This is a genomic window from Nonomuraea sp. NPDC049684, assembly GCF_044465345.1.
Lineage (GTDB): Bacteria > Actinomycetota > Actinomycetes > Streptosporangiales > Streptosporangiaceae > Nonomuraea.
In genome coordinates this window covers 118,753-140,956 of sequence record NZ_JBITLO010000021.1, presented here as the reverse complement: position 1 = coordinate 140,956, position 22,204 = coordinate 118,753, and the positions used below count along the sequence as shown (strand labels likewise).

Here is a 22,204-nt window from a genome sequence, read left to right as displayed (position 1 = left end):
TATCGCGAAAAATGGGGACTTTCGGGGAGGCGACCGCGCTGGTCGCCCGCGGCACGGACGAGTTCGGCGCCACGCTGGACGCCCAGTGGAGCGTGGGCACCAAGCTGCACGGCGGCTACCTGCTGGCGGTGCTGGCCCGCGCCGCCTGCCAGAGCGGCGCCGGCGAGCGGCACCCGCACGTGACCGCCGTGAGCGGCGCCTTCGTCGAGCCGCCCGCGCCCGGCCCGGCGGACGTGCGCGTGGAACCGCTGCGGATCGGCCGGAGCCTGGCCCAGGTCCGGGTCTCGCTGGCCCAGGAGGGCAGGGTACGCGTCGAGTCGCACGTCACGCTCGGCGTCCTGGACGACGGCGCCCCCTGGTGGACCTCGCTCCCCCCGGTCGAGCTGCCGGCCGAGGAGGACTGCTTCCTCGCGCCCACCGACCCGCCCGGCGCGGACTTCGCCGTGCCGCTGATGGCCGTGGTCGAGGAGCGCGTCGACCCGGCGCATCTGGCGTTCGCGTTCGGGGCGCCGACCAGGAAGGGCGAGATCGCGAGCTGGCAGCGCCTGGCCGACGGCTCCGACTGGGACCCGCTGAGCCTGCTGGTGGCGCTCGACCCGGTGCCGCCGGTCTCGTTCGACCTGGGGCTGTCCGGCTGGGTGCCGACGATCCAGCTCTCGGCCTTCATCCGCCGGCTGCCCGCCCCCGGCCCGATCAGGGTCCGCCTGTCGGCCACGGACGTCGGCGGCGACCGCATGGACGAGGTGGCCCACGTATGGGACTCCAAGGGACGGCTGGTGGCCCAGGCGACCCAGCTCGCGGCCGTACGGTTGCCGGACTGAGCCGTCCGGGTAGTGGACACGCGTCTCAGGTGCCGGGCGGGTGGCCGTAACATGTGAAGACTCGCCTCATGATGGGAGAATCCCAATGCCGGCCCTCAGGTCACGTACGGTCACCCACGGCAGGAACATGGTCGGCGCCCGGGCCCTGCTCCGGGCGACCGGCGTAGCCGGGAGCGACTTCGGCAAACCCATCATCGCGGTGGCCAACAGCTTCACCCAGTTCGTCCCGGGCCACGTGCACCTGCGCGAGGTCGGCGACGTCGTCTCGGCCGCGATCCGCGAGGCGGGGGCCATCCCGCGCGAGTTCAACACGATCGCCGTCGACGACGGCATCGCGATGGGCCACGGCGGCATGCTCTACTCGCTGCCGTCCCGCGAGCTGATCGCCGACGCTGTCGAGTACATGGTCAACGCCCACTGCGCCGACGCGCTGATCTGCGTCTCCAACTGCGACAAGATCACGCCGGGCATGCTGCTGGCCGCGTTCCGGCTGAACATCCCCACGATCTTCGTCTCCGGCGGGCCCATGGAGGCCGGCAAGACGCCCAGCCGCAAGCTCGACCTCGTCGACCCGATGATCGCCGCCGCCGACGCCTCGGTGACCGACGCCGAGCTGCTGGAGATGGAGGAGAACGCCTGCCCGACCTGCGGCTCCTGCTCGGGCATGTTCACCGCCAACTCCATGAACTGCCTGACCGAGGCCATGGGCCTGGCCCTGCCCGGCAACGGCACGATCCTGGCCACCCACAAGCGGCGCAAGCAGCTCTTCGAGGACGCCGGCCGCCAGCTCGTCGAGATCACCCGCCGCTACTACGAGGACGGCGACGAGTCGGTGCTGCCGCGCTCGGTCGCCGGCCGCGCGGCGTTCGAGAACGCCATGGCCCTCGACGTGGCGATGGGCGGCTCGACCAACACGATCCTGCACATCCTGGCCGCGGCCCGCGAGGCCGAGGTCGACTTCGGCCTCAAGGAGATCAACGAGATCTCGCTGCGGGTGCCGTGCCTGTGCAAGGTCGCCCCGGCCACCAGCAAGTACCACGTCGAGGACGTCCACCGCGCCGGCGGCATCCCGGCCATCCTGGGCGAGCTCGACCGGGCCGGGCTGCTGCACCGCGACGTGCCCACGGTCAACGGGGGCACGCTGGCCGACACGCTGGCCGCCTGGGACGTCAAGTCGCCGACCGTGCTGCCCGAGGCCGTCGAGCTGTGGCACGCGGCGCCGGGCAACGTGCGCACGGTGAAGGCGTACTCGCAGGACAACCGCTGGGACGACCTCGACCTCGACCGGGCGCAGGGGTGCATCCGCGACCTGGAGCACGCCTACAGCGCCGACGGCGGCCTGGCCGTGCTCTACGGCAACATCTCGCTCGACGGCGCGGTGGTGAAGACCGCGGGCGTCGACGAGTCGATCTGGAGGTTCAGCGGGCCCGCGGTGGTGTTCGAGTCGCAGGAGCAGGCCGTCGAGGGCATCCTCGGCGGGCGTGTCAAGGAGGGCGACGTGGTGGTCATCCGCTACGAGGGCCCCAAGGGCGGCCCCGGCATGCAGGAGATGCTCTACCCGACCTCCTTCCTCAAGGGCAAGGGCCTGGGCAAGGCGTGCGCGCTGGTCACCGACGGCCGCTTCTCCGGCGGCACGTCCGGGCTGTCGATCGGGCACGCCTCGCCGGAGGCGGCCGAGGGCGGCGCCATCGCGCTGGTCGAGGACGGCGACATCATCGACATCGACATCCCCGGCCGGTCGATGGAGCTGCGGGTGCCCGAGGCCGAGCTGGCCGCGCGGCGCGAGCGGCTGCTGGCCGACCTGGGCGGTTACCGGCCGCGCGACCGCAACCGTCCGGTGAGCGTGGCGCTGCAGGCGTACGCGGCGATGACCACGTCGGCCTCGACCGGCGCCTCGCGTGATCTGTCGCAGCTGTCCCGATAGTTAGGGTGCGGTGGACCCCCGGTCCACCGCACAGATTTTCGAAAATTGTCGGTGGTCGTCCCTATTCTTGGGGTATGACGACAGTCGTGAAGGACGAGACTCGCCCGCTGACGACCGCCGAGATCGCCGCCATCGCCCTCTCCCTCGCTCACCTCGGAGCGGGCCCGCAGGCCGTCGCCGCGCGGCGCGGCCTGCAACACGCGCTCGAGCACCTGGAGCTCGACGACGACGTCATCGCGACCACGCTCGCGACCCTGACCGAGCCGCTGCCCGTGGAGACCGCCTCCCGGGCCAGGCTCATCGCCGACGCCATCACCAGCCGCCTCATGATCCGCCTCCACTACCGCGACGCCTCGGGGACCGTCACCTCCCGCGACGTCGAGCCGGTGACCTGCCTGGTCCACCGCGAATACTGGTACCTGGTGGGCGTGTGCCGGATGCGGCGGGCCATCAGGGCCTTCCGGTTCGACCGCATCATCGCGGTCGAGCCCACCCTGACCCCGTCGCGGCCGCACCTGGCCGACCGCTTCCTGCCCTTCCAGCGCCGCCGCCGGCGGACCACCGCGGCGTGAGCCGCAAGCAGACCGCCGCGGCATGAGCCGCAAGCGGACCGCCGCGGCGTAACCTGCCGCAAGCTTGACCCTCGGGCCCCCGGGCGTTGGTGCGGGGCGTGACAGGCTCGCGCACATGCGCGTCCGGGGGATCTCGCTCATCGCCGCCCTGCTGCCCGCCCTGCTGCCCGTCGTGTCCGCCTGCGCGGCGGGCCGGCGTCCGGCCCCGCTCCCGATCGTGGCGCACCGCCAGGCGGTGGCCGTGGAACGCCTGCTGCCGCCGGCCACGCGGCGGGCGCTCGACCGGGCGCTGGAACGTCAGCTGCGGGGCCGTCCGGGGCGGGTGGCGCTGTCGGTGTACGACCGCGCGACGGGCGTGCGGTACTCCTACGCCGAGGGCAGGCCGTTCGTGCTGGCCAGCGTGGCCAAGGTGGACATCCTGCTCGCCCTGCTGCTGCTCAGGCAGAGCGAGCACCGGCGGCTCGGCGCGTACGAACGCAGGCTCGCCTCCCGGATGATCCGCCAGAGCCACAACGAGAGCGCGCACGAGCTGTACATGACGGTCGGCGGCCAGCAGGGGCTCACCCGGGTACTGGGCGCGCTGGAGGTGCGCGACACCAGGCCGGGCGCGGGCCTGTCGTGGGGCATGACGCTCAGCCACCCGTCGGACCAGGTGCGGGTGCTGGAGCGGCTCACCGACCCGGCCGGGCCGGTGCCGGCCGCCAGCCGCCGCTGGGCGCTGGGGCTCATGTCGTCGGTGGACCGGTCGCAGGCGTGGGGCGTCAGCGCCGCCGGCGGCGAGGTGGCGCTCAAGAACGGCTGGCTGCCGGTGGCCGCGCACGACGGGCGGTGGACGGTCAACAGCGTGGGCCGGATCGTGCTGAACGGGCACGAACTGCTCATCGCCGTCTTGTCGGAACGCAGCCCGGACATGGCGACGGGCGTGGCGACCGTGGAAGGGGCGGCCCGGCTCGCCGTGGAGGCGTTCACCCGGGCCCGCCGGTCACGAGGAGCAGCAGCCTCCGCCGCAGCATCCGCCACCGCCACCGCCGGCCGGGCGGGGAGCGGCGGCGCCACCGGTCATGGAGACGGTGGACAGCAGCTTGACCGTGTCGCCGTGGCCCTCCGGGCAGGGCGCCGGCTCGTCTGAGGCCGACATGGGACGGGAGACCTCGAACGTGGAGCCGCAGGCGCGGCAGCGGAAGTCGTAACGCGGCATGCGGTAAGCCTAACCCGCTGTGGCCGGTGAGCGGGAGCCGGCGTAGGTCAGGTGCGCATGGTCGGAGACGGGCTGGTAGCCGATCGACCGGTAGATCGCGTTACTGGTCGGGTTGTCCAGGTCGGTGAAGAGGACGACCTGCTCGCACCGCTCGGCCAGCGCCACCTCGCTGGCGTACGCGGTGACCGCGGCCCCGTAGCCCCTCCTGCGGCACGACGGCGGCGTGTAGACCGGTCCGACGCGGCACACGCCACCGGCCGCCCGGCCGAGCCCTGCCACCGAGACCGGCACGCCCTCGGCCTCCCACACGAACAGCTCACGCCCGGCCACCCGCTGGGCGACGCGCTCGGCGACGTCGTGCGCCTCGCCGAGCCCGACCTCGGCCCCGAACGCCTGGTACCAGCTCACCATCAGCGGGAAGTCGTGAGGGCCGGCGAGCCGGCCGCGGCCGGGCACGGACGGGACGGCGAGCGCGCCGAGCCGGTAGAGCCGCTCGGACACCGTCCGGTCGGGCTCGCCGAGCAGCCGGACGACCTCGGCCGTCACCTCGACCGGCCCCACGACCATGGGCAGGTCGCCGCCGAGCGCCTCGACCAGCGGGGCGACGGCCTCGGGGGGCATGCGCGTGAGGCTCAGGGGGGCGGGCGGCGTGCGGAAGGCGGCGGCGCGCACCTGGCCCCCGGCGGTCCACCAGGCGAAGAAGGCGTCGGCGGCGGGATGGCCGGCGCGCAGGTTGGCGAGGACGGTCAGCGGAACCGTGTTGCCGACCGGGTCGCCGAGCAGGAACGGCTCGGCGACCGCGGCGAATTCCTCCGGATCGGAGGTGAAGGTCCACATACCCGTCATGGTGACAGGCGGTGGCCTCCGGCTTCAAAAGGGATTGCTAGGCCGCCGCCTCCAGGTAGGGCGCCCATTGAGGATCGCCGACGAGCGAGGCGCCGATGAGCCGCCAGTGGGCGCCCCTCGGCACCGCCGGGAGCACGCGCAGCGTCCATCCCAGCTCCTCCAGGTATTTGTCGGCCTTGCGGTGGTTGCAGGTCGTGCACGAGGCGACGCAGTTCTCCCACGTGTGGGTGCCGCCGCGCGATCTCGGGATGACGTGGTCGATGGTCTCGGCCCGCTGCCCGCAGTAGGCGCAGCGGTAGTCGTCGCGCCGCATGAGGGCGGCCCTGGTCAGCGGGATTCTGGACCGGTAGGGGATGCGGACGTATCTGCGGAGCCTGATCACCGAGGGCACGTCGAGGGTGCAGCTCGCCGAGCGGAGCTGGGCGCCCCGCCCGTCGCGGTGCACGACGTCGGCCTTCTCCCGCAGCACGAGCACGATGGCCCGGTGGAGCGAGAGCGTGGTGAGCGGCTCGTAGGTGGCGTTGAGCAGCAGGACCTGGCGCGTCATCGGGCCTCTCCCTGCCGCGCGCGTATCAAAGGGGACATGCCGTGGCATGTCCCGCCTGTCGGCCCCTCCTGGGGCACTGGTGCTTCCGTCACATGGACCTCCGCCGGACGGTCCAGCGGATGGTCACCACGGCACCGTCCTGTCACCAAGTCTGGCGTTAGCCGTAGCGTCCCCGCCACCCCATAATCTTCAAGCCGGAATGACCAGAGGGACACACGTTACGTTTTATGCCCGCTTCACCAGCGCTTTACGCCCCCACCTTGGCAGTAGGGTTCCTGGCATGACGCGAGAGCCTTATCCGACGGCACGCCGCGAAGACGTCGTCGACATCCTGCATGAAACGCCCGTCCCCGACCCGTACCGGTGGTTGGAGGACCCTGACAGCCCGGACACCAAGGAGTGGCTGCTCGCGCAGGCCGAGCTGTTCAACGCCAGCCGTGGCGAGCAGCGGTTCAAGGACCGCATCGCCGAGCTGCTGCGGTCCGGCTCGGTGGGGGCTCCGGCCTGGCGCGGGGAGCGCCGGTTCTTCTCCCGCCGCACGCCCGACCAGGAGCACGCGGTCTACTACGTGGTCGAGGCCGACGGCACCGAGCGGGCCCTGATCGACCCGATGGAGATCGACCCGTCCGGTCTCACCACGCTCGACGCCGTGCAGCCCGACAAGGAAGGGCGGCTGCTGGCCTACCAGATCTCGGTGGGCGGCGACGAGGAGTCGGTCCTCTACATCATGGACGTCGCCACCGGGATGCGCGTCGAGGGCCCGATCGACCGCTGCCGCTACTCCCCCATCGCCTGGCTGCCCGGCGGCGAGGCGTTCTACTACGTGCGCAGGCTGCCGCGCACCGAGGTGCCGGAGAACGAGGCGCAGTTCCACCGCCGCGTCTACCTCCACCGCGTCGGCACCTCGACCGAGGACGACGTGATGATCTTCGGCCAGGGGCTGAAGATGACCAACTACTACGGCGTCTCCGTCTCGCGCGACGGCCGCTGGCTCCAGGTGTCGGCGCACGAGGGCACCGCGCCGCGCAACGACCTGTGGGTGGCCGACCTGACCGCCTCGCCCGCCGACTCCCCCGACCTGAAGGTGGTGCAGGAGGGCGTCGACGCGCAGACCGCCCTGGTGTTCGGCCGCGACGGCCGGCTCTACGTCCACACCGACAGGGACGCCTCCCGCGGCCGGGTGTGCGTGACCGACCCGGCCGACCCCGGCTACGAGACCTGGCGTGACCTGATCCCCGAGGACCCCGAGGCGGTGCTGTCCGACTTCGCGATCCTCGACGACCTGGAGCGCCCGGTCATGCTGGTGGGCTGGACCCGCCACGCGATCAGCGAGATCACCGTCCACGACCTGGCGACCGGCGAGCGCGTCGGCTCGGTGCCGACGCCGGGGCTGGGCACGATCGGCGGCATCTCCGAGCGTCCCGAGGGCGGCTTCGAGGCGTGGTTCGGCTACACCGACAACACCACGCCGCCGACGATCCAGCGCTACGACGCCCGCACGGGCGAGACCACGCTGTGGGCCGCCTCGCCGGGCGCGGTCGAGGTGCCGCCGGTGCGTACGTCGCAGGTGGTGTACCGGTCGAAGGACGGCACCGACGTCCGGATGCTGATCATCTCCCCCGCCGACGAGCAGCCCGGCCCGCGTCCGACGATCCTGTACGGCTACGGCGGCTTCGGCCTGTCCATGACCCCCGGCTACTCGGCCTCCATCCTGGCCTGGGTCGAGGCGGGCGGCGTCTACGCCATCGCCAACCTGCGCGGCGGCGGCGAGGAGGGCGAGGACTGGCACCGCGCGGGCATGCTGGCCAACAAGCAGAACGTGTTCGACGACTTCCACGCCGCGGCCGAGCACCTCATCGAGACCGGCGTCACCACCCGCGAGCAGCTCGGCATCTCCGGCGGCTCCAACGGCGGCCTGCTGGTGGGCGCCGCGCTGACGCAGCGTCCCGACCTGTACGCGGCCGTGGTCTGCTCGGCGCCGCTGCTCGACATGATCAGGTACGAGAAGTTCGGCCTCGGCGCCACCTGGAACGTCGAGTACGGCAGCGCCGACGACCCCGAGCAGTTCGGCTGGTTGTGGGGGTATTCGCCCTACCACCGGGTCGAGGAGTCGGTGGCCTACCCGGCGACGTTGTTCACCGTCTTCCAGTCCGACACGCGGGTGCACCCGCTGCACGCCTGGAAGATGTGCGCGGCGTTGCAGCACGCCTCGGCGGCCGGTCGGCCGGTGCTGCTGCGCAACGAGGCCGAGGTGGGCCACGGCGCCCGCTCGGTGAGCCGGACGGTCGACCTGTCGGCCGACACGCTGACCTTCCTGGCCCGGCACACCGGTCTGTAGTGTCGGGGGCATGAGCAGCCCGGGGCCGGCCATCGTCGAGGCCGTCCCCAGCGCTGCGCTGCGGCCGTACGTCACGCGGCTCTGCGCCTACAGCGAGCACTATCCCGCGCCCGTCACGCGCGCCGAGGCCGCCCTTCCCGGGGCGGTGCTCATCCTGGGCGTCGGCGCGCCGATGGAGGCGTACGGGGAGCGGGTCAGGGCGTTCGCGGGCGGGCTCGCCGACCGGTTCGCGCTCACCCGCGTCGAGGGGCCGTGCGAGGGCGTGGAGGTGGTGCTCACGCCGTTCGGCGCGCGGCGGCTGTACGGGCTGCCGATGCGCCACCTGACCAGCCGGGTGGTCCCGGTGGAGTCCGTGCTCGGGCCGTGGGCCGGGGAGCTGCTCGACCGGCTGGCCGCGACGCCGTCGTGGCGGGCGCGGCTGGCCCTGACCGACCGGCTGCTGACCGCGCGCATCCTGGCCGGGCCGCAGGTGGGCCCTGAGCTGCCGTGGGCGTGGGCGCGGCTGTTGGAGTCGGGCGGGCGGCTGGCCGTGTCGTCGCTGGCCGCGTCGCTGGGCTGGAGCCACCGGCATCTGGTGGCCCGCTTCCACGACCAGGTCGGGCTGGCCCCCAAGACGGCGGCCCGGGTGATCAGGTTCGGCCGGGCGGCGCGGCTGGTGCGCTCCGGCAGGCCGATCGCCGCGGTCGCGGCCGAGTGCGGCTTCTACGACCAGGCCCATCTCAACCGGGAGTTCCGGGCGCTCGGCGGCACCACGCCTGGTCAGATTCGTCCAAGACCCGCGGGCGGGCCGCCGGACATGCTGGAGCCATGAAACGCACTGTCTACGCACTGGCCCGCTACGAGAACCCGCAGGCGGCGCTCGACTTCCTGACCGGGGCGTTCGGGTTCCGGGTGCACGAGTCGTCGAAGGACGAGTCCGGGGTCGTCGTGCACGCCGAGCTGTTCGTCGAGGACGACCTGATCATGATCGGCCGGGGGAGGCCGGGCGGCCCCGGCGTCTACATCGCGGTCGACGACGTCGACGCCCACCACGATCACGCCAGGGCCGCGGGCGCCGTGATCACCATGGAGCTCACCGACCAGCCGTACGGCTCGCGCGAGTACGCCTGCCAGGACCCCGAAGGCAACTCCTGGTTCTTCGGGACGTACCGCCCGTAAAGCCGCAGGCAGGGGTCAGCGGGGGAAGACGACGGTCTTGTGGCCGTCGAGCAGGACGCGCTGCTCGGCGTGCCACTGGACCGCGCGGGCCAGCGCCACGCACTCCACGTCGCGCCCGATGCGCACGAGGTCGTCGGGCGAGTGGCTGTGGTTGACGCGAGCGACCTCCTGCTCGATGATCGGCCCCTCGTCGAGGTCGGAGGTCACGTAGTGGGCCGTGGCGCCGATGAGCTTGACGCCCCGGTTGTGGGCCTGGTGGTAGGGCTTGGCGCCCTTGAACGACGGCAGGAACGAGTGGTGGATGTTGATCGCCCGCCCGGCCAGCTTCTCGCACAGGTCCTCCGACAGCACCTGCATGTAGCGGGCCAGCACCACCAGGTCGACCTGGTAGTGCTCGACCAGGGCCAGCACCTCGGCCTCCTGCCTCGGCTTGGTCTCGGGCGTGATCGGCAGGTGGTGGTAGTCGATGCCGTACGACTGGGTGAGCGGGCGCAGGTCGGGGTGGTTGGAGGCGACCGCGACGACCTCGATGCCGAGCGTCTTGGACCTGACCCGGTAAAGCAGGTCGTTGAGGCAGTGGTCGAACCGGCTGACCATGATCAGCACGCGCGGCTTCCTGGCCACGTCGCGCAGCCTGAACTCCATGGCGAAGTCGGGGGCCAGGGCGGCGAAGGCGGCGCCCAGCTCGTCCTCGCCGAGCGGGCCGGAGAACTGCACGCGCATGAAGAACCGCTGGGCGACCCGGTCGCCGAACTGCTGGCTCTCGATGATGTTGCACCCGTGCGCCGCCAGCAGGCCGGAGACGGCGGCCACCACGCCGGGGCGGTCGGGGCAGGACAGGGTCAGGATGTACTCGGCGTGGCTGCTCATGCCTTCACTCTCGCGGACGTGGGATCGTAGGGCGCCTTGAGGCTGATCTGGGCAGAGTACAGGTCGCCGGCCACGTCGACCTCCACCTTCTCCAGCGTGACGCCGCCTTCCTGCGAGACCTCGGTAACGAAGCCCAGCGCCACGGACCTGCCGAGCGTGGGGCTGTGGGCCGCCGAGGTGACGTAGCCCACCGGGACGCCGTCGGACAGCAGGGACTCGCCGCCCCACAGGTGTGCGGCGGGGTCGTCCAGCACGATCGAGACTACCCTGCGCGACGGCGTCTCCAGGGCGTGCCGCGCTCCCCGGTAGCCGCCGCTCTTCTTGCAGGTGAAACGCAGTCCGGCGGCGGCGGGGGTGATCTCGGGGCCCAGCTCGCGGCCCCAGGCGCGGTAGCCCTTCTCGATGCGCATGGCCTCGATGGCGTAGTGACCGGCCTGGGTCAGGCCGCCGGCGCCCATGAGCGTCTCGTGCACGGTGACGGCGAACTCGGCGGGCACGTACAACTCCCAGCCCAGCTCGCCGACGTACGTGACGCGGGTGGCGCGCACGGTGGCGTGGCCGAGGTCGACCCAGCGGGACGTGCCGAAGTCGAAGGCGGAGAAGTCGGACTTGGACACCGACTGCAGGATCGTCCTGGACGAGGGGCCCATCACGCCGAAGACCGCGTACGCGCCGGTGACGTCCACCAGGGCCGCCCGCCGGTCGCCGAGGCCCTTGGAGATGTGGTCGAAGTCCCTGGTGGTCTGGGCCGAGCCGGTCACGATCAGGTACTCGTCGCGGGCCACGCGCGTCACCGTCAGGTCCGACTCGTAGCCGCCCCGGTCGTTGAGCAGGCCGGTGTAGACGACCCGGCCGGGCTCGACGTCCACGTCGGCGGTGCACAGCCACTGCAACGCCTCCATGGCCTCGGGGCCCTTGAGGACGAACTTGGAGAAGGCCGTCTGGTCGAACAGCGCCGCGGCGTTCCGGCAGGCCGCCACCTCGGCGTCCACGTACGGCTGCCACTCCGGCCGCCCGAACGTGGACGGCGTGGCGGGCCCGAAGTAGTTGACCCGCTCCCAGCCCATCTTCGACCCGAAGCACGCGCCGGCCTGCGCCAGCAGGTGGTGCACCGGCGAGCGGCGCAGCGGCCGGGCGGTCCGGAGCTCGCGGTCCGGCCAGGGCATCGCGTAGTGCAGCCCCAGCGTCTCGGTGACCCGCTCGCGCAGCCAGGTGTCGTTGCCGGCCCAGCGGGCGAAGCGCCGGATGTCGGCGGGCCACAGGTCGCCGGTCGGCTCGCCGTGCACGATCCACTCGGCCAGCGCCCGGCCCGCGCCGCCCGCCGAGGCGATGCCGGCCGAGTTGAACCCGGCGCCGACGAACAGGCCGCGCACCTCGGGCGTCTCGCCCAGCAGGAACATGTTGTCGGGCGTGAAGCTCTCCGGCCCGTTGTAGAACATCCTGACCCCGGCGCTCTCCAGCGCCGGGACGCGCCGGATCGCGTTCTCCATGATGATCGCGAACTGGTCCCAGTCCTCCTCCAGGAGCTGGAACTCGAAGGGGTGGGGGATGCCGTCCATGCCCCAGGGCTTGGCGTCCGGCTCGAAACCGCCCACGACCAGGCCGCCGACCTCCTCCTTGAGGTAGGCGTAGCCGTCGGGGTCGCGCAGCACGGGCAGGTCGGGGCGTACGCCGAGGATGCGTTCGGTCACCACGTAGTAGTGCTCGGCCGAGTGCAGCGGGACGGTCGCGCCGGCCATCCTGCCGACCTCCTTGGCCCACTGCCCGGCGCAGTTGACCAGCACCTCGGTCTCGATGTGGCCCTCGGAGGTCTGCACGCCGCGCACGACGCCGTCGCGCACGCTGACGCCGGTGACGCGGACCCGCTCGATCACCTGGACGCCGTGCCGCTGCGCGCCCCTGGCCAGCGCCTGCGTCAGGTCCGAGGGATTGGCCTTGCCGTCGCCGGGCAGCCAGACGCCGCCCACCAGGTCGTCGGTGCGCATGACCGGCCACAGCTCGCCCGCCTCGCGCGCGCTGACGACCTCGGCCTGGATGCCGTAGTTCCGGGCGGCGGCGGCGCTGCGCCGCAACTGGGTCATGCGCTCGGGGGTGCGGGCCACGCTGACGCTGCCGCACTGCCGCCAGCCGGTGCCGAAGCCGGTCTCGGCCTCCAGGCGGGCGTACAGGTCGGTGCTGTACTTGATCAGCCTGGTCATGCTCTCGGTGCTGCGGAGCTGGCCGACGAGCCCGGCGGCGTGCCAGGTGGTGCCGCAGGAGAGCTGCCCCTGTTCGAGCAGCACGACGTCGGTCCAGCCCAGCTCGGACAGGTGGTAGGCCACGCTGCAGCCCGCGATGCCGCCGCCGATGATCACGACCTGTGCCCGGGAGGGCAGGGATGTCAAGAGATGCTCCTCAAGCGATTGATCCCCGGCCAGCTGCGGACGTTGCGCAGCATGGCGATGAACGCCTGCTCGGCGGGCCCCAGCAGCCGGTCGCGGCGGTGGGCCAGCACGATGGGGCGGGGCTTGGGCGCGGGCAGCACCTCCAGGGCCGCCAGCCGCCCGTCGGCGAGCTCCTGCTCGACGCAGTGCTCGGACACCAGCGAGACGCCGAGCCCCGCGGCGACCGCCTGTTTGATCGTCTCCGGGCCCCAGATCTCGCTGCGGCCGGCCTCTTCGAGCCCCCACGTCTCCAGCGCCTGTTCCTGGAGCTCGCGGGTGGAGGAGCCGGGCTCGCGGATGAGGAAGAACTCGCCCGTGAGGTCGGCGGGCTCGGCGCGGCCCTTGCTGGACAGCCGGTGGCCCGGCTGGGTGATGACGACGAGCCGGTCCTCCAGGATCGGCTCGCTGACGAGCTGCGCCGCGCCGGGCTCGCCGGCCAGCACCGCGACGCCGATCTCGCCGTCCACCAGGCCGCGCTCGACCCGCTGGCCGTTGCCGACCTGGATGCCGAGCTCGATGCCCGGATGACGGTCGCGGAAGGCGGCCAGCAACGGCGGCAGGAGGTACGTGCCGACGGTGGTGGTGCCTCCCGCGACCAGCTTGCCGGTCTGCAGCCCGGAGACCTGCCGGATGGCGGCCACGGCCTCGTCGGCCAGCAGGAACACCCGCCTGGCGTACTCCAGCATCACCTCGCCCTCGGGGGTGAGCCTGATGCGGGCGCCGCTGCGGTCGATCAGCGTGGCGCGGAGCGCCTGCTCAAGCTGCCTGACCTGGTGTGACACGGACGGCTGGCTGAGGTAGAGCTTCTGCGCCGCGGCCGAGAAGCCGCCGCACTCCACGACCGTCATGAAGATCCAGAGCCGGTGCAGGTTGAGCTGCATGTCGTCGTTAACCCCTAGCTGCCTCGATCGACTCTCGGAGCGCGTCCTCGAGCTGTTCCAGCCGGTGCCAGGGGATCTCGCCCATCGTGCAGATCCTGAAGAAGTCCGCGGAAAGTTGCCCCTGACCGGCGTAGATAACGTAACCGCGCTTTTTGAGCTCATCATGAAGCGCGGCATAAGTTACGTTTTCGGGGAGATGAAGCATTGTTACGGTGTTTGACCTGAATTGTTCATCAACGAGGATTTCCAGGCCCAGACGCTCGAACTGGCCGCGGACGAGGGCCGCCCGCTCGCGGTACAGCCGGGTCCGCGCCGCGAAGCCGCCCGCCTCCTGGTACTCCTTGATCGCCTCGTCGAGGGAGTAGCAGACCTGAACGGCCGGGGTGAACGGCACGTCGCCCTTGCGCTGACCGGCCAGGTAGCTGGCGGCGTTGAGGTAGAGGCTGCGCGCCGGCGCCTCCTGGATCCGCTCGACGGCGGCCTCGCTGCACAGGATGAACGACATGCCGGGCAGCCCGTGCAGGCCCTTGTTGGCGGTGCCGCAGACGACGTCCGCCCTGACCTGCGCCAGGTCCTGGTCCTCGATCGCGGTGCCGCTGATCGCGTCGATCACGAACAGCGCGCCGTGCTCGGCCACGACCTCGCCGATCTCCTTGATCGGGTTGATCAGGCCGGTCGTGGTCTCGTGGTGCACGCAGACCACGGCGTCCACGTCGTCGCGCCCGGCCAGCGCCGCCCGGACGGCCTCGGGGTCGGCCGGGACCGTCCAGTCGCTCCTGACCTCGTGGAACGGGATGCCGTGCGCCTTCGCGATCTTGATCATCCGGTCGCCGTAGACGCCGTTGTTCACGACGAGCACGCCGCGTCCAGCGCGGACGGAGCTGATGACCGCCATCTCCATGGCCGCGGTTCCCGACCCGGTGACCAGCAGCGCCTCGTGCGTGCCGCCGAGGTTCAGGCACCGGGGCAGGGCCTCGCGGATCCTGAACAGCAACTCCGTGAACTCGGGCTCGCGGTGGCAGAGGTCGCCGCGAAGCAGGGCGTCCTTGACGCGCTTCGATGTACATGCGGGCCCGGGATTCAACAGAATGAGTTCTTCGTCCATCAATCCACTCGATCTTGGGTAGTTATCGGGCATTACGGACGCTATCCGGGGTGGCGCCGCATGGGACAGCCGCCATTCACCTATGAGGGCCATAAGGGAATCGGGCTTGTCCGTGCCGAGCAGCGCCGAATGGGATGGGACACGTGCCGTTGGAGACCGTCGTACTGATCGGGGTCGCGGGGCTGTTCGCCGTCGTGTCCGGGATCAACGACGGCGGGGCGCTGCTGGCGACCGGGCTCAAGCTGCCGGTGATCAGGCCGGCCGTCGGCATCCTCTCGCTGGTGCTGCTCGTCACGGTGGTCCCGCTGGTCACCCACCAGGTGGCGCTGACGTTCGTGAACCGGCTGGCGGGCTTCCACGCCCCCGGCGGCCAGGCCGCGACGACGGTGGCCGTGCTCTGCGCGCTGGCGGTGGTGTTCACGCTCAGCGCGAAGGGCCGGCCGACCAGCCTCACGCTGGCCGTGGTGGGCGGGCTCACCGGGGCCGGGCTGGGGTGGGGGCTGCCGGTGTCGGGCGGCTCGGTGGCGCTCGTGCTGGCCTTCGGGCTGGCCGCGCCGTTCGTGGGAGCGCTGCTGTCGTGGCTGCTCATCCGGCTGCTCGTCCGGGTGACCGACGCGCCCGGCCTGGCCCGCTGGCACTGGGCCGGGTTCCTGCTCCAGACGCTCGCCTACGCGGCCAACGACGGGCAGAAGATGCTGGCCGTCTTCATGATCGCGCTCGGCTTCCAGGGCGCGCCCCTGGCCTGCACCGCGCTGGTGGCGGTGCTGTTCGGGCTCGGCGCGCTCTACGGGCTGCCCAGGGCGGGCCGTACGCTGAGCCGCGAGATCATCGTCTCCCGGCCCGCGCACGGCGTCGCCGCCGAACTGGCCGCGGGCACCGCCGTGCTCGCCTGCGCCGCGCTGGGTATGCCCGTGAGCATGACCCAGGCCGTGGCCGGCGGGCTGGTCGGCGCCGGGGTCGCGCAGGGCGGCGGCCGGGTCCGCTGGTACGCCGCCGTCAAGATCGTCGTGGCCTGGCTGCTGACGCTCCCGCTGAGCGCGCTGCTGGCCGCGACGGCGGCGTTCGTCCTGAAGGGGCTGAGGGGGACGTGGTGAAGCGATGGCGCCGGATCCGGGACCTCATGACCGGCCGCATGGACGGCGCGCTCACCGGCGCCCTGCTCGGCCAGCTCAAGGCCACCAAGCAGGGCGCGTGGCTGGCGATGGCCATGATCGGCGGCGAGGTCGGCAGGACCGGCGCGCACGAGCGGATGCGCGCGATCGAGCACCTCGGCGACGAGGAGCGCGCCCGCCTGGTCGAGGAGCTCAAGACCGCGCTGGTCACGCCCATCGACCCCGAGGACCTGTTCCGCCTGTCGCGCTCGATCGACGACGTGCTGGACTCGCTGCGGGACTTCGTGCGCGAGTCGCACCTGTACCGGGTGCCCGACCAGATCCGCTTCACGCCGCTGCTCGACCAGGTCATCGTGGGCATCGACGCCCTGGAGAGCGCCGTGCGCGGCCTGGCCGCCCGGCCCTCGGCGGTGGTCCAGGACGCCCTGGAGGCCAAGAAGGCCGGCGGCGCGATCCGGCGCATGTACCAGTACGAGATCTCCAGGATCTTCTCCGCCGAGGTCACCTCGGACGCGCTCAAACAGCGCGAGCTGGTGCGCCGCCTGGAGATCGTGGGCATGGCCATCGGCGAGGCGGCGGACGCCATCGCCGACGGCGCCATGAAACGCTGACCGGTCAGGCCGGCCCTGGGGGCGCTGCCCGGCCTCAGGCCGTCCGTCCGGCGAAGGCGTCGACGCCGGTCAGCTCGGCCGACAACCGCCACAGGCGGGCGGCCTGCTCCGGGTCGATGGCATAAGGGTGGACCCCGCCGCCGGAGCCGTCGGCCCGCTCGGCGATGTCGCAGTCCTCGCAGTAGACGCCGCCCATGCCGTCGAGCTGCGGCGAGGTGGCCGCCCACACCTGGGTGGCCGCGCCCTGCTCAGGGGTCTTGAAGCCGGGGTTGAGCAGGTTGCCCTGCTCGTCGATCCAGCCCGCCTCGACCATCTCCTGCTTGCTCAGGTGGCGCTGGAGCGGGGTCAGGATGCCGCCGGGGTGCACCGCGAACGCCCGCACCCCGGCGTCCTTGGCCAGGGCGTCGAGGTGCACGGCGAACAGCACGTTGGCCGTCTTGGCCTGGCCGTAGGCCTGCCACTTGTCGTAGCCGCGTTCGAACATCACGTCGTCCCAGCGCATGCCGGAGCGCCGGTGGCCGGCGGAGGAGACGGCCACGACCCGGCCGCCGCCGCGCTCGACGGCCGGCCACAGGCGGTTGACCAGCGCGTAGTGGCCGAGGTGGTTGGTGGCGAACTGGGCCTCCCAGCCGGGGCCGACCCGCGTCTCGGGGCAGGCCATGATGCCGGCGTTGTCGATCACGAGGTGCAGGTCGCGGCCGGAGGCCAGGAACTCCTCGGCGAAGCGCCGCACGCTGTCGAGGTCGCCCAGGTCGAGCTCGCCCACCTCGACGTTGTCGAGGCCGGCCAGGGCCTCCTCGGCCGCGCCGCGACGCCGGGCCGGGACGACGACCTGGGCTCCGGCCCCGCTGAGCGCCCGCGTGGTCTGCAGGCCGAGGCCGGAGTAGCCGCCGGTGACGAGCGCGACCCTGCCGGTGAGGTCGATGCCCTTGAGCACCTCGTCCGCGGTGCTTCTCGCGCCGAAACCCGAACCGATCCTGTGCTGAGGCGTTGTCATGGGACCGACGTTACGAAGTGGAGTGCGCTCTAAGTCAAACCGACCCGCCGGGCCCGCCCGCGCCGATCACAGGCCGAGCGCCGGGGCCAGGCGCTGGAGCTGGCTCAGGGCGTCGTCGAGGTCGGGCGCGCCGGCCGACAGCGGCTGGACGGCCACGTGGTCGGCCCCGGCGTCGAGGTGGGCCCGCAGCCGCGCGGCGACCTGCCCTTCGTCGCCCCAGGCCACGATGGCGTCGGCCAGCCGGTCGCTGCCGCCGCCCGCGAGGTCGTCGTCGGTGAAGCCCAGGGCGCGCAGGTTGCCCAGATAGTTGGGCAGCGTCAGGTAGTAGGCCAGGTGGGCGCGGGCGATCTCGCGGGCCCTTGCCGGGTCGGTCTCCAGCACCACGGCCTGCTCGGGCACCAGCAGCCGGCTCGCCCCGAGGACGCGGCGGGCCTGCTCGGTGTGCTCGGGCGGCACGAAGTAGGTGTGGGCGCCGTCGGCCCGGTCTCTGGACAGCTCCAGCATCCGGGGCCGCAGCGCCGCCAGCAGCCGGGGCGCCCGCGCCTCGGGCAGGCCCTCCTCGGCGGCGTCCATGCCGTCGAGGTAGGCGCGCATGGCGCTCAGCGGCTTGTCGTAGGCGTGGCCGCGGCTGCCGACCAGCGGGCCGTGGCTGACCCCGATGCCCAGCACGAAGCGGCCCGGGAAGGCGTCGGCCAGCGTCTTGGCGCCCGCCGTCATGCCCGTGGCGTCGCGGCCCCAGATGCTGGCGATGCCGGTCGCGACCGCGACCCGGGTGGTGGCGGCCAGCAGGACGGCCGCGGTGGTGAGCGGCTCCTTGCTCTGCCGGCCCTCGTTGATCCACACGGAGCCGTAGCCCAGCTCCTCGATCCGGGCCGCCGCGCGCCGCGCCTGCTCGGCGGGGGCCTTGCCGAACAGCGGATGCCACACTCCGAAGTGCCCGGTCTCCATGGCCGCTCCCTCGACTAGAATGTTCGATCGAGATGGAACACTACACCAATGTTCGACCACCATCGAACAGGGCGCGCGGCCTGACCCACACCTCGCCCGTGGAGGTGTCGCTGCAGGCCGCCCTCGACGCGCTCGGCGACCCGGTCCGCCGCCGCATCGTCCGCGAGCTGGCCGGGGAGCCCGACTGGGCGCGCGCCTGCGGCACGTTCGCCCACCTGCGGGTGGCCAAGTCCACGCTCAGCCACCACTTCGGGGTGCTGCGCCAGGTCGGCCTGCTGGAGCAGCGCGACGAAGGCGCGCGCCGGCTCAACCGGCTGCGCCGCGCGGAGTTCGACGAACGCTTCCCCGGCCTGCTCGCTCTCGTCGTCGAGGAGCCGGAGGGCGTTTAGGGCATGCGACGGCCCTGCCGGGTAGGGGCGGGGCCATGCAGATGCGCCCGTTCGCCCGTAACCTCCTCGCCACCACGGCCGCGGTCACCGCCACGGCCACGCTCGGCGGCCTGGCCACCTCCTCCGGCTCGGCCTGGTACCGCCGGCTGCGCAAGCCCCGCTGGCAGCCGCCCGCGCAGGCGTTCGGCCTGGTCTGGACGCCGGTCTACGCCCTCATCGCCTACGCCGGCGCGCGCGCCCTGACCAGCGGCGACGACCGGGCCGGCCTGGCCCGCGCCCTGGGCGCCAACCTGGCGCTCAACGCCGCCTGGACCCCGCTGTTCTTCCGCGCCCGCTCACCGCGCCTGGCGCTGGCCGACATCGTCGCGCTCGACGCGGCCAACGTCGTGCTGCTGCGCCGCTTCCTGCGCGCCGACCGCCGCGCCGGGCTGGCCCTGCTGCCCTACGTCGGCTGGACGGCCTTCGCCACCGCGCTCAACGCCTCCATCGCCGCCCGCAACCCCTGACCGGGAACCCCGCCCGCAGGCGGGGCCCCCGCCTGCGCGGTCAGGAGACGCGCAGGTCGTCCACCGCCCAGTACCAGTTGTTGGTCGCGTCGAAGTAGTGGAACTTGACCCTCATCGACCTGGCCCCGGCCGGCACGGTCACCTGCAGCGACTCGTTCCTGGCGACCGCGTCGGCCGTGTAGTTCTTCACCAGCGTGTCCGCGCCGCCGTCGAACGACACGAGCACCTGCGCCTTCTGCGCGCCGTCCACGCGGTAGTGGGTGGCGTAGGCGAGGGTGACGGACGTCCGGCCGGTCACGGTGTAGGCGGGCGAGACGAGCGTCGAGTCGAACGTCCCGGCGCCGTGCGACTTGTCGTCCCATTCGTCGGAGTCGGCCACCGCGAAGGTGCCCCTGGACCGGACGTTCAGCTCCCGCTGCTGGTCACGGGCCGCCCGCGACCAGAACTCGTCGGTGGTGAACGCCCAGCCGCGCCACTCCTGAACGCCGCCCGACGGCATCCTGGACGCGTCCACCGACCAGCCCGCGGGCGGCGTGTGCGAGTAGCCGAGCACGCCGGCCGGGATGCCGGTCTCGTCGGTCCTGCCGGACAGCGCGACGCCCTCGAACGGGTCGCCGGTCCTGACATCGACCCGCCGGCCGTCGATCCCGCCCGGCACGGCCAGCCCCAGTCCGGTGAAGACCGCGGCCGTCACGTCCACCAGGCGCGTGTCGGCCGGCCGCGCCCCGGCGGCGATGCCCGGCCCGCTGGCCAGGACGAACGTGCGGCGCTCCTCGATCGAGGACCCGCCGTGCCCGCCCGCGTCGGTATGCCCGTGGTCGGTGGCCACGATCACCGTCCAGCGCTCCCCCGCGTACGTCGGCCTGGCCCTGACCGCGGCCAGCAGCCGGCCGATCCGGGCGTCGGCGTCGTGGACGGCGGCCAGGTAGGCGGCCGAGCCGGCGCCGCTGTCGTGCCCGGCGATGTCGATCGCGCCCAGGTAGACGAAGGCGGCGTCCGGGTTCTTCGTGCGCAGGACGGTCTCGCTGACCTGGGTGAGGCGCTCGTCCTCGGCCGGGTAGCCGTCGGCGTCGCCGTCCAGGACGACCCGGGCGTCGATCCGGGGGCCGAACGTGCCCTGGTCGGCGAGCGGCTTCCAGTCCAGGGCGGCGTAGGTGGAGTAGCCGGCGGCGGTGTTCTCCAGCCTGGTCAGGAAGTCGGGGTAGCGGTCGTAGTGCTTGCCGGCGAAGGTGTTGTCCTTGACGCCGTGCAGGTCGGGCCAGACGCCGGTGGCGATCGTGGACCAGCCGGGGCCGCTGGAGGTGGCGGCCATCGGGCTGGTGTAGAGCAGGCTCGTGCCGAACGTGCCGCCGCTGATCAGGGCGTCGAGGTTGGGGGCGTCGGCGGGGGCGATGCGGTCGTGGCGCAGGCCGTCGAGGCCGATGACCAGGACCTTGTCGCTGCTGACGCCGTTCGGGACGTCGGGCACGGGCACGGGCGCGGCCAGGGCGGTCGCGCCGTTGAGGACCTTGCCCTCGGGCGCGGGCGCGGGATCGGCCGCCTGATGCGCCAGGGCCGCCGGCGCGGGGACCGACACGGCCGCGGCCACGAGAGCGGGCAGGATGCGCCATCGTTGCATGGACGTACTCCTCGCTGAGTGCTGGGGTGATCCGGCTGAAGGATCTCCAGCGTCGGGCGGGTGCGTGAATAGCGTCTTTCCGATGGACGCCATAGAGGGAAAAGGGGGCCCAAATGGGCAGTAGCCAGCGTCCCGCCGCCCGCGTCGTCTGCCTCGACCGCGACGGGCGCGTCCTGCTCATGCACTGGTACGACCCGGTCAGCGGCGCCGACGTGTGGGAACCGCCGGGCGGCGGCCTCGACCCGGGCGAGACGCCGCTGGAGGCCGCCCGGCGCGAGCTGGCCGAGGAGACCGGGCTGCCCGGCTCGGCCGTCGGCGAGCACCGGGTGGACGTCGAGCGCGACTTCTCCTGGCTGGGCGTGCGCTACGTGAAGACCGAGCCGTTCTTCCTGGCCACCTTCGACGAGGCGCGCCCGCGGGTGACCCCCGCCGCCCTCACCGAGGAAGAGCTGGGCGTCTACCGCGGTCACATCTGGGCCGAGGAGCTGCCGCCCGGCGTCGAACCGCCGGAGCTGGCCGCCGTCGTGGCCGCCCTGCGCGCCGCCGCGCGACGCTGAACCGCCGCCGAACCGCCGCCGCGCGACGCTGAACCCGCTGCTACACCTCGATCGTGCGGCCCGCCGTGGCCACCGCGAGGTCGCCCGCGTAGGACCTGGCCGCCGCCGCCAGCGCCGGCTCGGGCCGGGTGCCGGGCCACAGGTGGGTGAGCAGCAGCCGGGCGGCCCCGGCCGCCGCGGCGGTGCGGCCCGCGTCGAGGGCGCTGGACAGGTAGGGGGCGTCCTCGCCGGGCACCTGCTCGGGATAGGTCGCCTCGGCCACCAGCAGGTCGGCGTCGGCGGCCAGCGTGACGAGGTCGGCGGACGGGCCGGTGTCGCCGGTGTAGGCGATCACCCGGCCGCCCGCGCTCAGGCGCAGCCCGGCGTTGGGCACGTGGTGCGGCAGCGAGAAGGCGTCGAGCCGGAAGGGACCGATCTCGCGCGGTTTGCCCGGCTCCAGGTCGTGCAGCTCGAAGCTGCCGGCCAGCATGCCGCGCCGGTCGAGCGCGAGCACGGCGTCGAGCGCGCCGGGCGGCGCGTGCACGGGCAGCGCGGCCGGCGGGGCGTCGCCCAGGGCGCGGGCGCGCAGCAGCGGGTTGAGGTCGGAGCAGTGGTCAGGGTGGCCGTGGCTGACCAGGACGGCGTCGACCCGCTCGGCCGGCGTGGTTTCGAGCAGCCGCGGCAGCGTGGCGTAGCCGGGATCGACGAACAGGCGGAAACCGTCGTGCTCGACCAGGTAACCGCTGCACGCCTGGCCCGCCGCCGGCCACGCCCCGCACCCGCCCAGCACTGTGATCCGCATGA

Annotated in this window: 22 protein-coding genes; 11 read left to right on the top strand and 11 right to left on the bottom strand. The window is 72.7% G+C overall.

From position 1 onward, the window contains the following. The first annotated feature begins 11 nt into the window (after nucleotides 1-11). From ACIBST_RS43715 to ACIBST_RS43705, 3 genes are all read left to right on the top strand, one after another. Nucleotides 12-821 carry a thioesterase family protein gene (locus ACIBST_RS43715; protein ID WP_397179390.1) on the top strand — a complete coding sequence of 270 codons (810 nt, stop codon included), beginning with the start codon at nucleotides 12-14 and terminating at the stop codon, nucleotides 819-821. Nucleotides 822-906: 85 nt separating this feature from the next. Then, complete coding sequence (gene ilvD, locus ACIBST_RS43710) at nucleotides 907-2,745, top strand: dihydroxy-acid dehydratase (RefSeq protein WP_397179389.1); 1,839 nt, start codon at nucleotides 907-909, stop codon at nucleotides 2,743-2,745. 74 nt (nucleotides 2,746-2,819) lie between these two features. Continuing rightward, nucleotides 2,820-3,317 (top strand): WYL domain-containing protein, encoded by a 498-nt coding sequence (locus ACIBST_RS43705; protein WP_352322824.1) that lies wholly within the window; start codon nucleotides 2,820-2,822, stop codon nucleotides 3,315-3,317. A 982-nt stretch (nucleotides 3,318-4,299) separates the two neighbouring features. Here the strand turns inward: ACIBST_RS43705 and ACIBST_RS43700 are convergent. From ACIBST_RS43700 to ACIBST_RS43690, 3 genes are read right to left on the bottom strand one after another with little or no spacing between them, the layout of a single operon-like run. Beyond that, entirely contained in the window at nucleotides 4,300-4,515 is a 216-nt protein-coding gene (locus ACIBST_RS43700) for a zinc ribbon domain-containing protein (protein WP_397179388.1), read from the bottom strand. A 9-nt stretch (nucleotides 4,516-4,524) separates the two neighbouring features. Then, nucleotides 4,525-5,352 (bottom strand): GNAT family N-acetyltransferase, encoded by an 828-nt coding sequence (locus tag ACIBST_RS43695; protein WP_397179387.1) that lies wholly within the window; start codon nucleotides 5,350-5,352, stop codon nucleotides 4,525-4,527. Nucleotides 5,353-5,398: 46 nt separating this feature from the next. Next, entirely contained in the window at nucleotides 5,399-5,908 is a 510-nt protein-coding gene (locus tag ACIBST_RS43690) for an HNH endonuclease (protein ID WP_352322827.1), read from the bottom strand. A gap of 280 nt (nucleotides 5,909-6,188) precedes the next feature. On the opposite strand from ACIBST_RS43690, the gene ACIBST_RS43685 reads away from it, so the two are divergent. Genes ACIBST_RS43685 through ACIBST_RS43675 form a run of 3 tightly spaced genes read left to right on the top strand, consistent with a single transcriptional unit; the run spans nucleotide 6,189 to nucleotide 9,404 of the window. Next, nucleotides 6,189-8,246, top strand: a complete 2,058-nt coding sequence (locus ACIBST_RS43685; RefSeq protein ID WP_397179386.1) for a prolyl oligopeptidase family protein — start codon at nucleotides 6,189-6,191, stop codon at nucleotides 8,244-8,246. Between the two features lie 10 nt (nucleotides 8,247-8,256). Further along, complete coding sequence (locus ACIBST_RS43680) at nucleotides 8,257-9,057, top strand: helix-turn-helix domain-containing protein (RefSeq protein WP_397179385.1); 801 nt, start codon at nucleotides 8,257-8,259, stop codon at nucleotides 9,055-9,057. Next, nucleotides 9,054-9,404 carry a VOC family protein gene (locus ACIBST_RS43675; RefSeq protein WP_397179384.1) on the top strand — a complete coding sequence of 117 codons (351 nt, stop codon included), beginning with the start codon at nucleotides 9,054-9,056 and terminating at the stop codon, nucleotides 9,402-9,404. Before ACIBST_RS43680 ends, ACIBST_RS43675 begins: the two co-directional genes overlap by 4 nt. A 15-nt stretch (nucleotides 9,405-9,419) precedes the next feature. Here ACIBST_RS43675 and purU read toward each other — a convergent pair whose 3' ends face one another. Genes purU through ACIBST_RS43655 form a run of 4 tightly spaced genes read right to left on the bottom strand, consistent with a single transcriptional unit; the run spans nucleotide 9,420 to nucleotide 14,776 of the window. After that, nucleotides 9,420-10,274, bottom strand: a complete 855-nt coding sequence (gene purU, locus ACIBST_RS43670) for a formyltetrahydrofolate deformylase (RefSeq protein WP_352322831.1) — start codon at nucleotides 10,272-10,274, stop codon at nucleotides 9,420-9,422. Beyond that, the gene (locus ACIBST_RS43665; protein ID WP_397179383.1) at nucleotides 10,271-12,658 is read right to left on the bottom strand and encodes an FAD-dependent oxidoreductase; all 2,388 of its coding nucleotides are present in this window, start codon (nucleotides 12,656-12,658) and stop codon (nucleotides 10,271-10,273) included. Before ACIBST_RS43665 ends, purU begins: the two co-directional genes overlap by 4 nt. Continuing rightward, a complete protein-coding gene (locus ACIBST_RS43660; protein ID WP_352360491.1) occupies nucleotides 12,655-13,578 on the bottom strand; it encodes a LysR family transcriptional regulator in 924 nt (307 codons plus the stop codon). The genes ACIBST_RS43665 and ACIBST_RS43660 overlap by 4 nt, the downstream gene beginning before the upstream one ends. A gap of 7 nt (nucleotides 13,579-13,585) precedes the next feature. Then, nucleotides 13,586-14,776 (bottom strand): pyridoxal-phosphate-dependent aminotransferase family protein, encoded by a 1,191-nt coding sequence (locus ACIBST_RS43655; RefSeq protein WP_397179382.1) that lies wholly within the window; start codon nucleotides 14,774-14,776, stop codon nucleotides 13,586-13,588. A 50-nt stretch (nucleotides 14,777-14,826) separates the two neighbouring features. Here ACIBST_RS43655 and ACIBST_RS43650 point away from each other — a divergent pair, with 50 nt between their 5' ends. After that, nucleotides 14,827-15,777, top strand: coding sequence for an inorganic phosphate transporter (locus ACIBST_RS43650; RefSeq protein WP_397179381.1), 951 nt, complete (start codon nucleotides 14,827-14,829; stop codon nucleotides 15,775-15,777). Next, nucleotides 15,774-16,406, top strand: a complete 633-nt coding sequence (locus ACIBST_RS43645) for a DUF47 domain-containing protein (RefSeq protein ID WP_397179380.1) — start codon at nucleotides 15,774-15,776, stop codon at nucleotides 16,404-16,406. Before ACIBST_RS43650 ends, ACIBST_RS43645 begins: the two co-directional genes overlap by 4 nt. 34 nt (nucleotides 16,407-16,440) lie before the next feature. On the opposite strand, the gene ACIBST_RS43640 is transcribed toward ACIBST_RS43645, so the two are convergent. Together ACIBST_RS43640 and ACIBST_RS43635 are read right to left on the bottom strand one after the other, a co-directional pair. Beyond that, nucleotides 16,441-17,403: an SDR family NAD(P)-dependent oxidoreductase gene (locus ACIBST_RS43640; RefSeq protein WP_397179379.1), complete on the bottom strand. Its 963-nt coding sequence runs from the start codon at nucleotides 17,401-17,403 to the stop codon at nucleotides 16,441-16,443. Nucleotides 17,404-17,469: 66 nt separating this feature from the next. Continuing rightward, a complete protein-coding gene (locus tag ACIBST_RS43635) occupies nucleotides 17,470-18,351 on the bottom strand; it encodes a TIGR03620 family F420-dependent LLM class oxidoreductase (RefSeq protein ID WP_397179378.1) in 882 nt (293 codons plus the stop codon). Between the two features lie 32 nt (nucleotides 18,352-18,383). Here ACIBST_RS43635 and ACIBST_RS43630 point away from each other — a divergent pair, with 32 nt between their 5' ends. Then, nucleotides 18,384-18,740, top strand: coding sequence for an ArsR/SmtB family transcription factor (locus tag ACIBST_RS43630; protein ID WP_397179377.1), 357 nt, complete (start codon nucleotides 18,384-18,386; stop codon nucleotides 18,738-18,740). A 35-nt stretch (nucleotides 18,741-18,775) separates the two neighbouring features. Next, nucleotides 18,776-19,246 carry a TspO/MBR family protein gene (locus ACIBST_RS43625; protein WP_397179376.1) on the top strand — a complete coding sequence of 157 codons (471 nt, stop codon included), beginning with the start codon at nucleotides 18,776-18,778 and terminating at the stop codon, nucleotides 19,244-19,246. Between the two features lie 40 nt (nucleotides 19,247-19,286). Here the strand turns inward: ACIBST_RS43625 and ACIBST_RS43620 are convergent, their stop codons facing one another. Further along, a complete protein-coding gene (locus ACIBST_RS43620; RefSeq protein WP_397179375.1) occupies nucleotides 19,287-20,864 on the bottom strand; it encodes an alkaline phosphatase family protein in 1,578 nt (525 codons plus the stop codon). A 113-nt stretch (nucleotides 20,865-20,977) separates the two neighbouring features. Between ACIBST_RS43620 and ACIBST_RS43615 the strand changes: the two genes are divergently transcribed. Continuing rightward, nucleotides 20,978-21,421 (top strand): NUDIX domain-containing protein, encoded by a 444-nt coding sequence (locus ACIBST_RS43615; RefSeq protein ID WP_397179374.1) that lies wholly within the window; start codon nucleotides 20,978-20,980, stop codon nucleotides 21,419-21,421. A gap of 40 nt (nucleotides 21,422-21,461) precedes the next feature. Here the strand turns inward: ACIBST_RS43615 and ACIBST_RS43610 are convergent, their stop codons facing one another. Further along, the gene (locus ACIBST_RS43610) at nucleotides 21,462-22,202 is read right to left on the bottom strand and encodes an MBL fold metallo-hydrolase (RefSeq protein WP_397179373.1); all 741 of its coding nucleotides are present in this window, start codon (nucleotides 22,200-22,202) and stop codon (nucleotides 21,462-21,464) included. Nucleotides 22,203-22,204 lie beyond the last annotated feature (2 nt).

What these genes read in the sequence shown, in the direction of transcription:
- ACIBST_RS43715 (WP_397179390.1), top strand. Translation starts at nt 12, where the DNA reads ATGGGGACTTTCGGGGAGGCGACCGCGCTGGTCGCCCGCGGCACGGAC.
- ilvD (WP_397179389.1), top strand. Translation starts at nt 907, where the DNA reads ATGCCGGCCCTCAGGTCACGTACGGTCACCCACGGCAGGAACATGGTC.
- ACIBST_RS43705 (WP_352322824.1), top strand. Translation starts at nt 2,820, where the DNA reads ATGACGACAGTCGTGAAGGACGAGACTCGCCCGCTGACGACCGCCGAG.
- ACIBST_RS43700 (WP_397179388.1), bottom strand. Translation starts at nt 4,515, where the DNA reads ATGCCGCGTTACGACTTCCGCTGCCGCGCCTGCGGCTCCACGTTCGAG.
- ACIBST_RS43695 (WP_397179387.1), bottom strand. Translation starts at nt 5,352, where the DNA reads ATGTGGACCTTCACCTCCGATCCGGAGGAATTCGCCGCGGTCGCCGAG.
- ACIBST_RS43690 (WP_352322827.1), bottom strand. Translation starts at nt 5,908, where the DNA reads ATGACGCGCCAGGTCCTGCTGCTCAACGCCACCTACGAGCCGCTCACC.
- ACIBST_RS43685 (WP_397179386.1), top strand. Translation starts at nt 6,189, where the DNA reads ATGACGCGAGAGCCTTATCCGACGGCACGCCGCGAAGACGTCGTCGAC.
- ACIBST_RS43680 (WP_397179385.1), top strand. Translation starts at nt 8,257, where the DNA reads ATGAGCAGCCCGGGGCCGGCCATCGTCGAGGCCGTCCCCAGCGCTGCG.
- ACIBST_RS43675 (WP_397179384.1), top strand. Translation starts at nt 9,054, where the DNA reads ATGAAACGCACTGTCTACGCACTGGCCCGCTACGAGAACCCGCAGGCG.
- purU (WP_352322831.1), bottom strand. Translation starts at nt 10,274, where the DNA reads ATGAGCAGCCACGCCGAGTACATCCTGACCCTGTCCTGCCCCGACCGC.
- ACIBST_RS43660 (WP_352360491.1), bottom strand. Translation starts at nt 13,578, where the DNA reads ATGCAGCTCAACCTGCACCGGCTCTGGATCTTCATGACGGTCGTGGAG.
- ACIBST_RS43655 (WP_397179382.1), bottom strand. Translation starts at nt 14,776, where the DNA reads ATGGCCCTCATAGGTGAATGGCGGCTGTCCCATGCGGCGCCACCCCGG.
- ACIBST_RS43640 (WP_397179379.1), bottom strand. Translation starts at nt 17,403, where the DNA reads ATGACAACGCCTCAGCACAGGATCGGTTCGGGTTTCGGCGCGAGAAGC.
- ACIBST_RS43635 (WP_397179378.1), bottom strand. Translation starts at nt 18,351, where the DNA reads ATGGAGACCGGGCACTTCGGAGTGTGGCATCCGCTGTTCGGCAAGGCC.
- ACIBST_RS43630 (WP_397179377.1), top strand. Translation starts at nt 18,384, where the DNA reads ATGGAACACTACACCAATGTTCGACCACCATCGAACAGGGCGCGCGGC.
- ACIBST_RS43625 (WP_397179376.1), top strand. Translation starts at nt 18,776, where the DNA reads ATGCAGATGCGCCCGTTCGCCCGTAACCTCCTCGCCACCACGGCCGCG.
- ACIBST_RS43620 (WP_397179375.1), bottom strand. Translation starts at nt 20,864, where the DNA reads ATGCAACGATGGCGCATCCTGCCCGCTCTCGTGGCCGCGGCCGTGTCG.
- ACIBST_RS43615 (WP_397179374.1), top strand. Translation starts at nt 20,978, where the DNA reads ATGGGCAGTAGCCAGCGTCCCGCCGCCCGCGTCGTCTGCCTCGACCGC.
- ACIBST_RS43610 (WP_397179373.1), bottom strand. Translation starts at nt 22,202, where the DNA reads ATGCGGATCACAGTGCTGGGCGGGTGCGGGGCGTGGCCGGCGGCGGGC.